Origin of the sequence: Salinimicrobium profundisediminis (genome assembly GCF_026241755.1) — a bacterium.
In the GTDB taxonomy this organism is placed as follows: Bacteria; Bacteroidota; Bacteroidia; order Flavobacteriales; family Flavobacteriaceae; genus Salinimicrobium; species Salinimicrobium profundisediminis.
This window is the reverse complement of the sequence record NZ_JAPJDA010000014.1, coordinates 80,835-95,807: the sequence shown is the minus strand read 5'-3', so window position 1 is coordinate 95,807 and position 14,973 is coordinate 80,835. Positions and strand designations below refer to the sequence as shown.

Here is a 14,973-nt window from a genome sequence, read left to right as displayed (position 1 = left end):
ACCATGTTTAGAACAAAATTTACAACCTGGACATTCCTGCTGTTTATTGTCATGGCAGGATTTGCTTCCTGTTCACAGGACGATAATAACGATCCCGTTATTGTTGAGCCATCTTTGAAGGTTAGCCCGGCTTTGATGGAATTTGATGCTGAAGGAGGTACAAAAGGCATGCAAATTACCAGCAACATTGGCTGGATAGTAACAGGAGCTCCAGATTGGTTGAATCTGTCTAAAACTGCTTCTGAAGGAAATATGAATATACAGGTTACTGCAAAGCCAAATGAGCTGACAGAATCCAGGGCTGCAACTTTAACGATCACGGCTAATGATTCAGACCTTGTTGATGAGGTGCAGGTAACACAGGAAGCAGCCGAAGCGCCCGATGAGCAGGTGGAAGCGTCTATTCCACCAGATAATGCCGGGATGAGGGAGATAGGTAGCGTGCAGCTTTCAGATGAAATGGGGATTGGCTGGAACCTTGGGAACTCGCTTGAAGCCATTGGGGGGGAGACTGCATGGCAAAATCCTGTAGTAACCCAAAAGCTGATTGATTCGGTAAAAGCTGCCGGCTTCAACGCAGTTCGAATTCCCGTTGCATGGAGTAAATTTTCGGATGCAGAAAATTTCATAATTCAGGAAAACTGGATGAATCGCGTTGAAGAAGTGGTAAATTATGTGCTGGACAATGACATGTATGCCATTATCAACATTCACTGGGATGGTGGGTGGATGCAGCCAACATATGAGGAGCAGGATTATGTCAATGCACGCCTGGACGCTATGTGGCAACAAATAGCGATTAATTTTAGAGACTATGGTGACAAATTGCTTTTTGCCGGGACTAATGAAGTGATGTTTGGAAACGATTATGGCACTCCAACCGAAGAATATTACACAGTACAAAACAGCTTTAATCAAACTTTCGTTGATGCGGTTAGGGAAACCGGTGGAAGAAATCACTATCGCCACCTGGTGGTGCAGGGTTTTAATACGAATATTGACCATACCGTAAATTTTGCAGTGATCCCTGAAGACGTTGTAGAAAACCGATTGTTTATGGAAGTACATTACTATGATCCATACAACTTTACGATAAATGAAGAAACTACTGTTTACCAGTGGGGAGAAGACGCACCCAAATCTGAAGACTGGGGCAATGAATCTTATGTAAATTCCCAGTTTCAGAAAATGAAGAACAACTTTATAGATAAAGGCGTAGGTGTTATAATGGGCGAATATGGGGCTATGAAAAGAGAAGGAGTTGAAGGGCATGAGGCATATCGCGAGTACTACATTGAATACGTTACCCAGGCAGCTCTGGAGCATGGGATGGTACCCATTTACTGGGACAATGGGGATGAAGACGATCTTGGTTTTGCCATTTTTGACAGGGAGACCGGAGCAGTGCTTTATCCCGATCTGCTAAAGACCTTAATGAGCACAGAATAACCATAAATTTAAACTGTCTAATCTGCTTTTTAAAAAGATAATATTGTTAATTTTAACTAAATTACTTCTCTCATATATTTTGACCAAATGTTATTAAAGACTACACTTCAGGCTAAGATTATTCTGGCGCTTCTTCTGGTTGCCAACTTGGTATCAGCTCAAAATCACTCGAACTCCCCGCTTGTTCAGCAAACTTCCGAAGAAGAAATAGAGATTAGTGAAGAACGGCTGGAAAAGATTGATAAGATGATTACTGAAGCAATTTCAGAAAAAGAAATTCCGGGAGCTGTTGTTCTAATAGCAAAAAACGGGAATATCGTTTATCATAAAAGCTTCGGAAAAGCCGATGCCGGGGGCAAAGTGTTGAAGAAAAATGACATTTTTAGAATTGCATCACAAACTAAAGCAATAACTTCAACTGCGGTAATGATGTTATGGGAAGAAGGAAAATTCAGGTTAGACGACCCCATTTCAAAATATATTCCTGAATTCAAAGACCCTCAGATCATAGCTACATTTAATGCGGAAGATACTACCTACACAACCAAACCTGCAGGTAAGGAAATCACCATCCGCCAACTGCTCACCCATACCTCAGGCCTGGGATATGGAAGAATAGATTCTGATGAAAGAATACAAAAGATATACACAAAGGCCGGAGTGGTAGATTTATATACAACAAAGGAGATAAGCATTGCCCAAAATGTGAAAAAGCTTGCAGGTTTGCCGCTATATGCGATTCCCGGTGAAGAATGGCATTACGGTGAAAGCCTTGATGTGCTGGGATATTTTATAGAAAAGGTTTCAGGTCAACCTTTCGACAAGTTTTTAGAGGAAAGGATTTTTGATCCGCTAGGAATGCAGGATACCCAGTTTTATATCAATGATGATGATAAGAACGATCGCCTGGTTAGTGTGCAGCACAAAGTAAATGGAGAATGGCAGAATTTTCCTGTAACATTTTACGATCCCGAATATCCTGTAAAGGGTGCAAAAAGCTTCTTTTCGGGCGGGGCAGGGCTCACCAGTACAGCAGAAGATTATGCCCGTTTCCTCCAAATGTATATCAATGGAGGTGAACTTGACGGAAACAGGATCTTAAGCAGAACCACTGTAGATCTTATTATGCAAGACCAGGCACAAGAACTCTATAAAGATCAAAATAAGGATTACGGGCTGGCATTTTCTGTTCTCAACAAAGAAGGAGTGCGCACCGGCGGGTTAGGAAGTGAGGGTACTTTTGACTGGGGAGGTTACTTCAATACCCAGTACTTTGCCGATCCCAAAGAAAATCTCATCGGTATCATTATGAAGCAAACCCAGGGTGCCACCCAGGATGAAACCGCCTGGAAGTTAAGGCAAATGGCTATATCCAGTATTGCTGATTAGTAAATGTATTAAATACCTGGTGTTTAAGGGTTTAATTCATGTTTAATGGTGATTTCAACCAGCGATTTTTTCCTTAAGATTTCGTGAAATAACGTGCAGTTAACAGTCTGTGGGAGTATATTTCTGTAATTTAAGATCATAACCATAAAAAATTATATAGTTATGAAAAGAATTTCTTACAAATTGTACAGCGGACTAGTAGTTCTGATGTTACTTCTTGCCTCTGGACAGGTGACTGCCCAGGACCAGGAGAGAATCATGGACATGGAGAAGCGCGAAGTAATAAAATCTGATGCCATGGATGCTAAAATGGCATTTATGAGAGCAAATCCAAGACTTGAGACTATGCTCAATGATGCAGCCGGATATGCCATTTTTCCCAATGTAGGGAAAGGAGCATGGATCCTTGGTGGGGCAGCAGGAAACGGTATTGTGTATGAAAACGGACAGGTTGCCGGATATACAGAGCTTAGACAAATTGACGTAGGATTCCAATTTGGAGGAAAAGCCTTTAGAGAGCTTATAGTTTTTGAAACCCAGGAAGCTCTAAATAAATTTAAAGAAGGAGATTTCGAATTTGGAGGTAGTGCATCTGCAGTGATCTGGGATGAAGGAGCTGGTGGAGCCATTACTTTCGAAAATGGTGCCGGAGTAGCAATTATGCCTAAAGCCGGAGCCATGGCAGGTATCTCTGTAGGTGGTCAGGAATTTGATTACCGCGCCGCCCAATAAAAGTACCTAAAATGATATTTTAAAAACCGGATCTTTTATGATCCGGTTTTTTTATGCTGAATTGTGATTGTTAAAAGAGATGTAGCGTATTTAATTTTATTCTTCTGAAGCAGAAACACAAGATTATATCTATTTAAAAACTGAAGTGCCTGAAGACTGCCTGAAGACTGAACACTGCCTACTAAAATCACGCTCCCTGCCCTACGTTTTGCATGAGTCCGCCGTCCATAACATAAGTAGAGCCGGTAACATAATCTGAGTCTGAAGAGGCCAGGAAGACTGCCAGTTTCGCTATTTCTGAAGGTTTTCCTGCACGTTTCATGGGAACATGCGCTACTTGTTCCTTGCGCGTCTCTTCGTCGTCTATGGCTTCCTGGTTCATTGGAGTAAGGATCATTCCGGGAGCTATGTTGTTAACATTGATGCCTTCTTCGGCCAGTTCCAGTGCCAGCACGCGGCTAAAGTTGCGTACAGCTCCTTTAGAAGCACAGTATTCGGCGGTTCCGGGAGCCGGAATTTCCTCGTGAACCGAGCTCACATTGATAATTTTTCCTTTTGTTCCCTGCTTCCGAAGTTCTTTTATAAACCTTCGGGTGCAAAAAAAGGTGCCATAAAGGTTGGTTTTAATAGCCTTATCGAAATTTTCGGTAGGCATTTCAGCTACTTTAAACCCCTGTCCGTCAATCGCGGCATTGTTCATAAGAATATGCAGCTTTCCGAATTTTTCTATGGCCCGGTCAAACATTTCTTCCACATTTTTTTCTTCAGAAATATCTACCTGTAGCAGCAACCCTTTTCTCCCTGTTTCCTCAACTTTTTGAAGGGTATCTTTAGCTCCCTTTTCATCAGAATGATAGGTGATCACCACATCTGCTCCCTCTTTTGCAAATTCAATAGCCGTAGCCTTACCAATTCCTGAATCGGAGCCGGTAATAAGTGCAACTCTTCCTTCTAGTTTTCCCATATCTTCAGTTTTAGTTGATTTTTAATAACTTATCAAGCTTATCAAGCTAATAAGGAAATTTATAAGCCGCAGTTAACAAAAAGATAATTGTTATACCGGCTTTGGAGCTAATATTTAAAGTTGAGCATCACGCTCAAGCGATTGCCGTCGCCACCGTGGTAAAGGCCAATATTTCCCGTCACTGCAAGGCCGGCACTTATCCACACAGAGCCTCCGTAGTTGCTATGCCATTGTTGGGAATCTTCCCCGGGAATCCACACCCTTCCATAATCAAAACCTGCCGTCACTCCATAAACAAAGGGAATAAATTTATTTTCCCATACGCCCAAAGCAGATCGCACGTCGGTACTGTGATAAAAAGCCTCTTTTCCATTAAAACGGTGATTGCGATATCCGCGTAAGCTATGATTACCACCTATTGTGGCAGCGTGATAGATTTCGTAATCTTCCCCGAAATTCACCTGCCCTCCCAGTTTTGTGGCAAATACCATATAGCCATTTGCACTAATGGGATAATTAAAGGAAACCGAAGGTTTCACATAACCAAACTCATTTTTCGCCTCATCTAAGCTTTTTTTATAGCCAGTAGTAAGACGTAAATCGGACCCCATACTTGGAAAGGCCCTGGTGTTTTTGCTGTAGAACCGGTAATTGGCTTCGGCACCTGCGTAAAATTGCTGGTCAAAAATGTCATTTTTGGGAGCTAATATTTCTCCGAGGTAAGACGAAGCTTCATATTCTACTTTGTAAGATTCGAGTATGGTTCTCACATCAAATACGCTGCCTGTGTCATTACGCCAAATAAGTGCAGGTGAAAAATGCCATTTTTGGATCTTCAGCCGGTTGTAGTCCCTGTCAACTTCATCTTTATCGTAGAAAGTCTCACTCCCGGAGCCAAAATAATTCATTTCGTAGTTGGGGCTGGTATAACGGGCGGTAAGACCAAAATTCCAGTTGTAAAACAGGTGCGCAAACTCACCATTATAGCTTACGGCAAAGCCATTGCTAGCAAAATAGTAGTTGGCGAGGAGTTCGTGCCGGGCCTGAAAAGGATTATTTACCAGCCCATATTTTGTCCAGATGGTTTTGGCGCCGAGGGTAAATCCTGCATCAGATTCAAAATTCACATAGGGTACAGCTTTAAAAATGCTGTACTTAAATTTTTTATAGTTGAAGTTGTTGATCTTGTAAGAATCGACCAGAAGCTTTCGGGAGCCGGGTTGTAAAATGTCATTTTTGGAACTTTTAAAGTCGTAGAGCTTTATTTTTTTCTTATTCTGAAAGTTGAAAGTGTCTTTGCCCGGGCCACCCAGCACCTTGATATTTATGAGGTCATCTCCAGTTCCTGAAGTGGTAAAGCTGTCGTCACCCGCCATTCCGTAGATCCAGATGTCTTCAGTTTCGCCTGAAGTATAGGTGTGTCTAAAGATCTCTTCACCTTCGCTCTTCTGGATAATTTCTGTCTCGCCGTTGCTTTTCCTTATAATCTCAAAGGCTTCATCTTCGTCTGTACCTGTAATGATCTTAAACTCCTGGATGTGCTCGTAATAGTCGCGGGCAATGCGCATCAGGTTTTCCCTGCGACCCTTCAGGTTATGTTTAATTTCTTCAATAGTTTGGTCTTGTGCTTCCACAGGTAATTCAGCAAAAGCATTTTTAATTTCTTCATCGGTTATAGCATTTTGAATCAGCCTAACCTGCTCTTCCCATTTTTTCCAGTTAGTTTGGTAAAGTATCTGGAGATCTAAGGGGTAGCCAGACCAGTTGAACCATTTAATACTGTCAATATCTTCATCATAGGTCTGCATTTTTCTAAGCCTTGGTTCCGCCAGTTTTATCAGCCTAATGAGTGGCCCGTCGTATTTCGAAAAAGCCTGGTCGCGGTCCCGTGGAATGGGCGTGTAAATTTTTCCGGTTTCGTCTTCATATTCAGCCCAGCGCCAGTTGTCCTGGTGGCGGTCCCAATCGCCAATCAACATATCAAAAAGCCGGGCCTTGAGGTATTCGTTTTCATCAACACGGGCCTGCGGGTCTTCCCGAAGTTCTTCCAGGAGATCAAAGCTGCTTAAAATATCCTGCGGCTTCTCAAATTGCGCAAAAGATTTGTTCTCACTACCCGCATGCGCCTGTAACTCGTAAAGCTCATTGCCGTATTCATCGTTGTGAATCTCCAGGGCAGGTTGGCGGGGCACGTAGTAAATCTGGGGTTTTATGTGCGGCAGGTCAAGAGCTTCAGCAAAATTATCAAGCGCAAATTTTGCGTATGGGTGCGAAGTGGTGAAATAGTCCAGAACCAGGCGATGCGGATAGGTATTATCTACCCGGTCGCCAATAAAAGTAGTGGGCGCTAAATCGGCCTGTATGTAGCGGGACGCACTCTTTCTAAGCGCCCGTAATGTGTATTCATGATCATTTTCATTGATAAACCTGATAGAGCGTGACTGCTGCCCGCCACCTTCTTTTATGGGGGTGAGTCCGCCATAAATTGTGTCCAGCAGTAAGACCGGGACTTCAATTTTGGTATTGTAAACATTGCGGTAACGATCTCCCCAAAGAAACCTGTAAAAGCTGCTTTTCTGAGTTTCTTCGGAAGTATAAATGGAAGCCGAATACGTGTCTCCCAGGTTTTTCCACGCTGCTCCTTCCAATTCTATCTTTGTATTTCTTTCCTGCGGAATTTTTTTACTGAAAAGCAATTCTTCCCCTGAAGGTTTCACGCTGAAAAAATCTATTCTAGAACTGCCATTTTTGAATACTGTGAGTTTGGCGTATCCGGGTTCTTCTGAAGTAAAAAGAGCATCTCCGGTAGTTTTTGCAGGTGTTGTAGCAGCAGCAGTGGCACTAATGATTTGCGGATTCCTGCCGTTGTGCAAATACTGAAGGTTGGCATCGTTTCCCGAAACAAAAATGACATCGTCAAATTGGCTGGCAAGGGTTTCCAGGCTTTTCCTGAATTCACGGTAAAGCGGATTTTGAAAATCCTGCCGGAAAAAAGGGAAAATCCTGTTGAAAGCACCGGGTGTTGAGGCGGTGAGTACGGGATGATGGACTGCAACGATCTTTACCTTTTCAAAATTGTCTTTTAAGGCATCTTTTACCTCTGTGAAGAACCGTTCTTTGGTGCGTATGTCACACTCTACATTGTAATCACTACTGTGGTCCCAGTCTTGCAGGTACCATTGTGAATCTACTATTATTAAGGCTATTTCATCATTAATTTCTATGTCTTCCACAGGGCAACCATCATTGGGCAGAAACTTCCCGTTGCTATTGTCCTGCAAGAAACTTTCCAGGTCATCAAGGCTTTGTGGTGATCCTGGTGCCCACTCATTTATTCCCGGTGTAAAAATGATATTTCCGTTGAAATTATCGAGCGGTTCCAGGAGGTTCTTCCGAAGAAATTCTTTGGTCTCCTGTCTTTTTTGCTCTGCTTTTGGGAATCCATGTGACGGGGTGATATTTCCGGGAAGAAGAATTGACGCAGAAACATCATTTTGAGAGGCCTTTACCACATTTTCAAATAGTGGTAGCGTTGCCATTTTTGCACCGGGCCCTGTGTTAGATAATATATAAAAAACCCGGCTTACAGCCTCGGTATCGGGTTTTTGTTCCTGTGCAAGAGCAGAAAATGAACAAAAAACCAAAAGGAAAGTATACATGCAAAGCAATCTCAAAAAGAGATGAGGAGATGCCATTTTATGGATCATGAAAATTATGGGTTTACGAATTCTGTTTTAAAATAAGGGCAGTAGTTCACCTAAAGCTTCAATTTCGAAAAAAATCTGCCCACTCTGTTGATATTTAACCCCTTTATAACAGATGGAGAGGCTTTTACAAAAAGAATTCTTAACCTTCAGGTCTCAAAAATGACAAATTCACCACACATTTTTTAAAACTCACTTTTTCTATAGGAAAAGTTGATGTACAGGAACAGTAAGAACTTAATTAATGTGTGGAAGAGACATAACAACCCCTTCCCGACTAAAACTGTAGAGGGCGATGTAGAGCTTTACAAAATGCTCTCTAAAAATTTCCTTAGACTCAAAATGAGGTTATATTTGTTTGAATGAACCCGCGACTTCTTGTGAAAACTAATTTATATCTCCTTATCCTCCTTTTTTTGAGCCTGATAGTAAAGGGGCAGGAATTACCACCTGTCACCAATTATTCGCCAGGAGAATATGGTGGCGGGAACCAAAACTGGATGATCTCCCAGGGGCAAGATAAAAAGATATATGTAGCCAATAATGCCGGTTTGCTTCAGTTTGACGGAGAGCACTGGAACTTATATAAAGTTCCCGGAGAAACAGCTGTGCGCTCGGTGCTGGCCTCGTCTAGCCACATTTATACCGGGTCTTACATGGAGTTTGGGTACTGGCAACAACAGGAAAATGGAAGGCTTAAGTACTACTCTCTTAAAGACGCTGTTGGCGGGGAATTGATTGATGGTGAACAGTTTTGGGATATAAAAGAAGTTGGGAGTCATGTGATTTTTCAAAGCCATCAACGCCTGTACAGCTTCAACAAGGAAACTGGAAAGGTAATGAGCATAGTTACCGAAGATAATATTTCGAACCTGTTTAAGGTGCAGGATAAAATATATTACCAGGTTGCCGAAAAAGGTCTTTTTGTTGTTGAAGATGGAGTTGGTAGGAATTTGGTAGACAATGAAACCATCAGGAACAAACCCATTATTGCACTGTTTCCATACGCTGGCGACAAAATTCTTGCAGTAACGCGTGATGATGGTCTATTTACTATTTCTGATAATTCCTGGGAATCCTTTCCGGTAGAAGGTTATCCCATTTCCGAAAGTTTCTTTTCAGCGCTCTACCTCCAGGATGGCTCTTTAGCTTTGGGTAGTATTGGCGATGGACTGTACATTCTCAATCTTGAAGGAAAGTTGGAATATCACTTGTCTCAACCTTCTCTTCTTAATAATACCATGCTGGCTGTTATGGAGGATGAAGAAGGCAATGTTTGGGGCGGATTGGATAACGGGATTGCAGTAATTAATAAACAGAGCCCTTTCCGGATTTTCGTGGATACTTTTGGAAAGATCGGCACTGTCTATTGCAGCGTGGAAGTTGATGGTATCATGTACCTGGGAACCAATCAGGGGCTGTACTATAAAAATGCTAACTCTAATGAAGCATATCAGCTAATCCCGGGTACTACAGGGCAGGTATGGAGCTTAAATTATCTGAATAGTCAGCTTTATGCCGGCCATGACCGGGGAACTTTCAGAATTGAAGGAACAAGGGCAATACACATATGGGACGGGCTTGGAACCTGGACCATGGGAGAAATTGGCGCAGGAATTATTCAGGGGCACTACAACGGCTTAAGTTACTTTGAAGATAATGCTCTAAATGAAGAAGCTGATTATTTAGATGACTTTGACCTTTCTGTACAGCACATGATAATAGAGAACGACTCAACCTTGTGGATGAGCCATTTTCACAGAGGTATCTTTCGTGTGAAACTCAATAAGGCTTATTCGGAAGTTGAGGCTATGGTAAATTTTGGGATTTCGGGAAAATCAGGTCTCGGACCTCAAATTTTCAGGTTTGAAAACCAAATTTACTTTTCTACAGAAGATTCGGTTTACAAGTACAAAAACGATTTGAATGAATTTACTGCAGAAAACGATCTTAATAGAATTAGTAGTACAACCAACAGAATAAGTGGAGCTTCCCGGGTACTGGACGACGGTAGCTGGTGGACTTTTGGAGAAGACAACCTGTATTACGTAAACAGGGATCCCTTTGAACAAAAACTTGTTGCCCAAAAAGTTCCCCTGCCATTAGAAAACAGGATTATTACCAAGGGGTTTGAAAATATTTCATTGATAGGTAAAAACCGCTACCTGGTAGGATCTAACGGAGGTTACATTGAGTTTTCCCTGCCTGTAGACAACATACCATCGGGAGAGCTCATGCTCAATGCGGTTAGCACGTCTTCCAAAAGAGAGAATTTCACTTATCAGCAGTTGGGGGATAGTAAACTGGAACTGGAAAGCGAGGTAAATAACATTCGGTTTGTCTATAGCATTCCGGCGTACCAGAGCTTATCCAGGGCCGAATACAGTTATCGCCTTCTCAATTATTCCTCTGCCTGGTCGCAGTGGGACCAAAGTGGTATTGCCAGTTTTGAAAATCTCCCGGCAGGGAGCTACACCTTTGAGGTAAAAGGAAGGATAAATGACCGGGATACTCAAACCCTTAGCTATAAATTCACTATTGCGAAACCCTGGTTTTACAGCAATTTAGCCGTTGTTGTTTACCTGTTGCTTTTTATTCTTGGGCTGGTGGTGATTCATTACACTTATAACCGGAGACATAAAAAGATCATAGAAGAAAGGGAGAGGAACCTTAAGTTGAAGAACCTTGAGGCAGAACAGGAAATCATCAGGCTTCAAAAAGAGCATTTAGAAAAGGACATGCAGGAAAAGAACAGTCAGCTGGCAGCTTCTACTATGTCTATTATAAAGAAGAATGAACTTCTTTCCTCCCTAAAAGCCGATCTTAAGGAAGCCGACAATCCACAAGTGAAAAAGGTGATAAGAACAATTGATCGGGAGTTGAGGGAAGAAGATAACTGGAAGATGTTCAAGGAAGCCTTTAAAAATGCAGATAAAGAATTTTTTGATAAGATTAAAAGCAAACACCCCGAGCTAACTTCCAATGACCTTCGCCTTTGTGCTTATTTGCGATTAAATCTTTCTTCTAAAGAAATTGCTCCCCTGGTAAATATTTCAGTAAAGAGTGTAGAGATTAAGCGATATCGTTTGAGGAAGAAGATGGATTTGCCGCGCGAGGCGAATTTAACAGACTATATTATGAATTTATAGCCTTAACATGACCATTAATTACCTCTACAACACCTCTACATTTTTGACAAAATCCTGATTTTCTTTTCTTTTGTGCCTATCCGTAATTTAAGGTTTTTCTGTTTCAACCGTGATTTTCTCTATTGTTTTCGCATCTATACACTGATCTTTTTAAGGTTGTAGGTTTTTTGTAAAGGCACTTTATGTTTTTATTACTCTTTTCTTAATAAATTAGTAACATAACTTTAACAAGTCTTTTTTTTCGATGCTGTCAGATTTCATAATTGAGAGCTATGGAGATTCAGATTATCATAATCCGAAATCGATTTCGATTTGGAATTACATTTTCCTCCAGATTTTTAAAATGCACTAACAACTAAAATTAACAATCAATGAAAATCAAAAATTACTTAATGATGTTATTTCTTTTCGTGGTAGGTTCTGTCTGGGCCCAAACGGAGGTAATAACCGGTACTGTGGTTGATGAGTCGGGGATCCCTTTACCTGGGGCCAATGTTATTATTGAGGGGACCTCCACTGGCACACTCACCGATTTTGACGGAAACTTTTCTATTGAAGCAGCCCGGGGTGACGTTCTGCTTATTTCTTATGTTGGTTATGAGACACAAGAAGTAATTGTAGGAGATGCGAACGAAGTTCTAATTACTTTAATGCAAGATGCTGCAGCTTTGGATGAAGTTGTGGTGGTAGGTTATGGTACCCAAAAGAGTGCATTAGTCACAGGGGCCACCAGTAATGTTGAAGGAGAAGATATTGCTGCTCTTAATCCCGGTACGGCCATGGAAGCACTTCAGGGTGTCGTTGCAGGGGTTAGTGTAACAAGGAATAGTGGGGCTCCAGGAGCCGGAACAAGGATCACGATTCGTGGTTTGGGAACTATAGGAAATTCAGATCCTTTGTACATAGTTGATGGTGTTGCTGTAGGTAATATAGATTATTTGAACCCCTCAGATATCGGATCTATAAATGTGTTAAAAGATGCGGCATCAGCGGCCATTTATGGATCTCGGGCAGCAAACGGTGTTGTTTTGGTAACTACTGTAAAAGGACGCAGAAACAGAGCTGCCCAAATTAGTTACGACACCTATTATGGTATTCAGAACATATACAAAAATTTAGATCCTTTAAATGCGCAGGAGTATATGTATATTATGGATGAAGGACGGGTTAATGATGGACTGGCACCAACTAACTGGCAAGCCCTTCTTCAAAATAATAGTTGGTTAGAGAAAAACTACCCTGGGCTGGGAACACAGTTAGGTCAGGAAATTTGGGATAACCTTCAAAACGGTTGGGAAGGAACCAACTGGATAGATGAAATGACACAGGAAGATGCACCTGTTAGGAGCCACGCAATAAACATAACCGGAGGTAGCGAAGATATCATCTATTCTATAGGAGCTTCATATTTAAACCAGGAAGGTATGATAGGTGGTAATATTACCGATGCAGGATTCAAAAGATTTACAGCAAGATTGAATACTGAAATGGTGTTAAAAAAGAATGCTGATCACGCTATTATTACAATAGGTGAAAACTTCACTTATACCAACACAGAAAACAGAAGTGTCGCAGCCGGGAATATTTATTATAACGATTTGCACAATGCACTGGTTCAAAATCCCTTAATGCCTGCATACTGGCAGCCGGCAATTGATAATAATATCAATGAATTTGGTTTTACACCAACCTTAGACGGTATAAGTACTAATCAAACCAATCCTTTAGCTGTCATGTATTATCGTCATAATTATAACTACGGTAAGGGAAATAACATTACCGGGAATGTATTTTTAGAGATAGAACCAATAATTGATTTGAAATTTAGGTCTTCTTATGGTACTAACGCCTGGTTTGGACATAATAGATCAATGAATCCTACTTATCATTTAGGTGTGCTTTATCAGGCTGAGGTGGATGGGGCTCAACAAAGTCAGTACTTTGGGAATGACTGGACATGGTCAAATACTCTGTCATACGATTTTCGTATAGGTGATCATGAAATAAATGCTTTAGTTGGTACAGAATTACTTCAAAACCAAATCAATAATGAAGTAGGCGGGTCAAGGAACAATCTCTTATTTCCCGGAAATCCTAAATACGCTTATGTAAACAACACTAAGAACCCTGAAAGTATCAGCGATATAAATGCCTGGGGTGCAGACTGGGCTGCCGGTGGAGGTGGTTTAATGTCTTACATGGCTAGAGCCCAATACAATTATAGAGAAAAGTATCTTTTTAATGCAACAGTACGTGTTGATGGATCTTCAAACTTTGCAGAAGGTAACAGGTGGGGAACTTTCCCTTCAGTATCTGCAGGTTGGGTATTGACAGAAGAAGATTTTATGACAGATACTTCAGACGTTATTAATTTTGCAAAACTAAGAGCGAGCTGGGGACAAAACGGAAACCAGTCAATCCCTAATTTCATTTACTCCTCACAAATTGCATATGTCTTCCCGGGATATTTCTTTGGGGACACAAAACCAGTTTCAGGTGTAACAGCTTATCCAGAAAGAGTTACAAATCCTGATGTTACCTGGGAAACTTCAGAACAGTTAAACTTTGGTTTAGATGCCCGTATGTTCAATTCGAGACTTGGTTTAACTTTTGATTGGTATAAAAAAACTACCAAAGACTGGCTCTTAGAAGCACCTATTCAAGGAACTTCTGGAGCAGCTGCACCATTTATTAATGGAGGTGATATTCAAAACTCAGGTATTGAACTCGTTATAAACTGGAATGATAGTTTTGGTGATTTCAATTATGGTGTTACTTTGACTGGTACACATAATAAAAATGAGGTTACAAGAATAGCCAATGCAGAAGGTATAATTCACGGTCCAAGCCATGTTCTATCACAGGGAACTTCATCTATTTCGAGAGTTCAGGTGGGGCAACCAATAGGTGTATTCTATGGATACCAGGCCGATGGAATTTTACAAAACCAGGATGAAGTTGATGCCTATGTTGGCCCCAATGGGGATCCTTATTTTAATGATCAGCGCCCGGGTGATGTCCGTTTTGTAGATCAAAACCAAGACGGTGTAATTGATGAGCAGGATAAGACCTTCCTGGGAGATCCTAATCCAGATTTTGAAGCAGGTATTCAATTAAATGTAGAGTATAAAGGAATTTACGCCAATGCCACTCTTTCAGGAAAATTTGGAATGCAGGTAATGCAATCATATCGTTCTTTTTCCGATCAATTTACTCAGAACTATACAACCTCTATTTTCGACCGTTGGCATGGTGAAGGTACTTCGAATACACTTCCACGACTAAGTTATACTTCAAACAGAAATACTCAGTTTATTTCTGATATCTTCATGCATGATGCAGATTATTTAAGAATTAATAACTTAACTGTAGGATATGATTTCGGGAATATGTTTGAATCTATGGCGATAAAAAACCTTAATGCATATGTTTCAGTAAATAACTTATACACGTTCACAAGTTATGACGGAATGGATCCAGAGGTACGGTTTGGGCATGATGCCAGTTGGGCTTCAGGTATAGATCTTGGATTGTATCCACAGGCAAGAACAGTAATGTTTGGTTTGGGTGTTGACTTTTAATTTTA

Annotated in this window: 7 protein-coding genes; 5 read left to right on the top strand and 2 right to left on the bottom strand. The window is 41.2% G+C overall.

The genetic code is table 11. The features are described from left to right. Positions 1 to 3: 3 nt before the first annotated feature. From OQ279_RS09980 to OQ279_RS09970, 3 genes are all read left to right on the top strand, one after another. Positions 4 to 1,449 (top strand): cellulase family glycosylhydrolase, encoded by a 1,446-nt coding sequence (locus tag OQ279_RS09980; protein WP_266069717.1) that lies wholly within the window; start codon positions 4 to 6, stop codon positions 1,447 to 1,449. 87 nt (positions 1,450 to 1,536) lie between these two features. Beyond that, positions 1,537 to 2,838, top strand: a complete 1,302-nt coding sequence (locus OQ279_RS09975) for a serine hydrolase domain-containing protein (RefSeq protein WP_266069716.1) — start codon at positions 1,537 to 1,539, stop codon at positions 2,836 to 2,838. Between the two features lie 162 nt (positions 2,839 to 3,000). Further along, the gene (locus OQ279_RS09970) at positions 3,001 to 3,570 is read left to right on the top strand and encodes a lipid-binding SYLF domain-containing protein (protein WP_266069715.1); all 570 of its coding nucleotides are present in this window, start codon (positions 3,001 to 3,003) and stop codon (positions 3,568 to 3,570) included. A gap of 187 nt (positions 3,571 to 3,757) precedes the next feature. Here OQ279_RS09970 and OQ279_RS09965 read toward each other — a convergent pair whose 3' ends face one another. Next, positions 3,758 to 4,534: an SDR family NAD(P)-dependent oxidoreductase gene (locus OQ279_RS09965; RefSeq protein WP_266069714.1), complete on the bottom strand. Its 777-nt coding sequence runs from the start codon at positions 4,532 to 4,534 to the stop codon at positions 3,758 to 3,760. A gap of 107 nt (positions 4,535 to 4,641) precedes the next feature. Next, on the bottom strand, positions 4,642 to 8,193 hold the full coding sequence (locus OQ279_RS09960) for a ShlB/FhaC/HecB family hemolysin secretion/activation protein (RefSeq protein ID WP_266069713.1): 3,552 nt from the start codon (positions 8,191 to 8,193) through the stop codon (positions 4,642 to 4,644). A 461-nt stretch (positions 8,194 to 8,654) separates the two neighbouring features. Here OQ279_RS09960 and OQ279_RS09955 point away from each other — a divergent pair, with 461 nt between their 5' ends. Next, complete coding sequence (locus OQ279_RS09955; RefSeq protein WP_266069712.1) at positions 8,655 to 11,387, top strand: triple tyrosine motif-containing protein; 2,733 nt, start codon at positions 8,655 to 8,657, stop codon at positions 11,385 to 11,387. Positions 11,388 to 11,758: 371 nt separating this feature from the next. Next, the gene (locus OQ279_RS09950) at positions 11,759 to 14,968 is read left to right on the top strand and encodes a SusC/RagA family TonB-linked outer membrane protein (RefSeq protein WP_266069711.1); all 3,210 of its coding nucleotides are present in this window, start codon (positions 11,759 to 11,761) and stop codon (positions 14,966 to 14,968) included. Positions 14,969 to 14,973 lie beyond the last annotated feature (5 nt).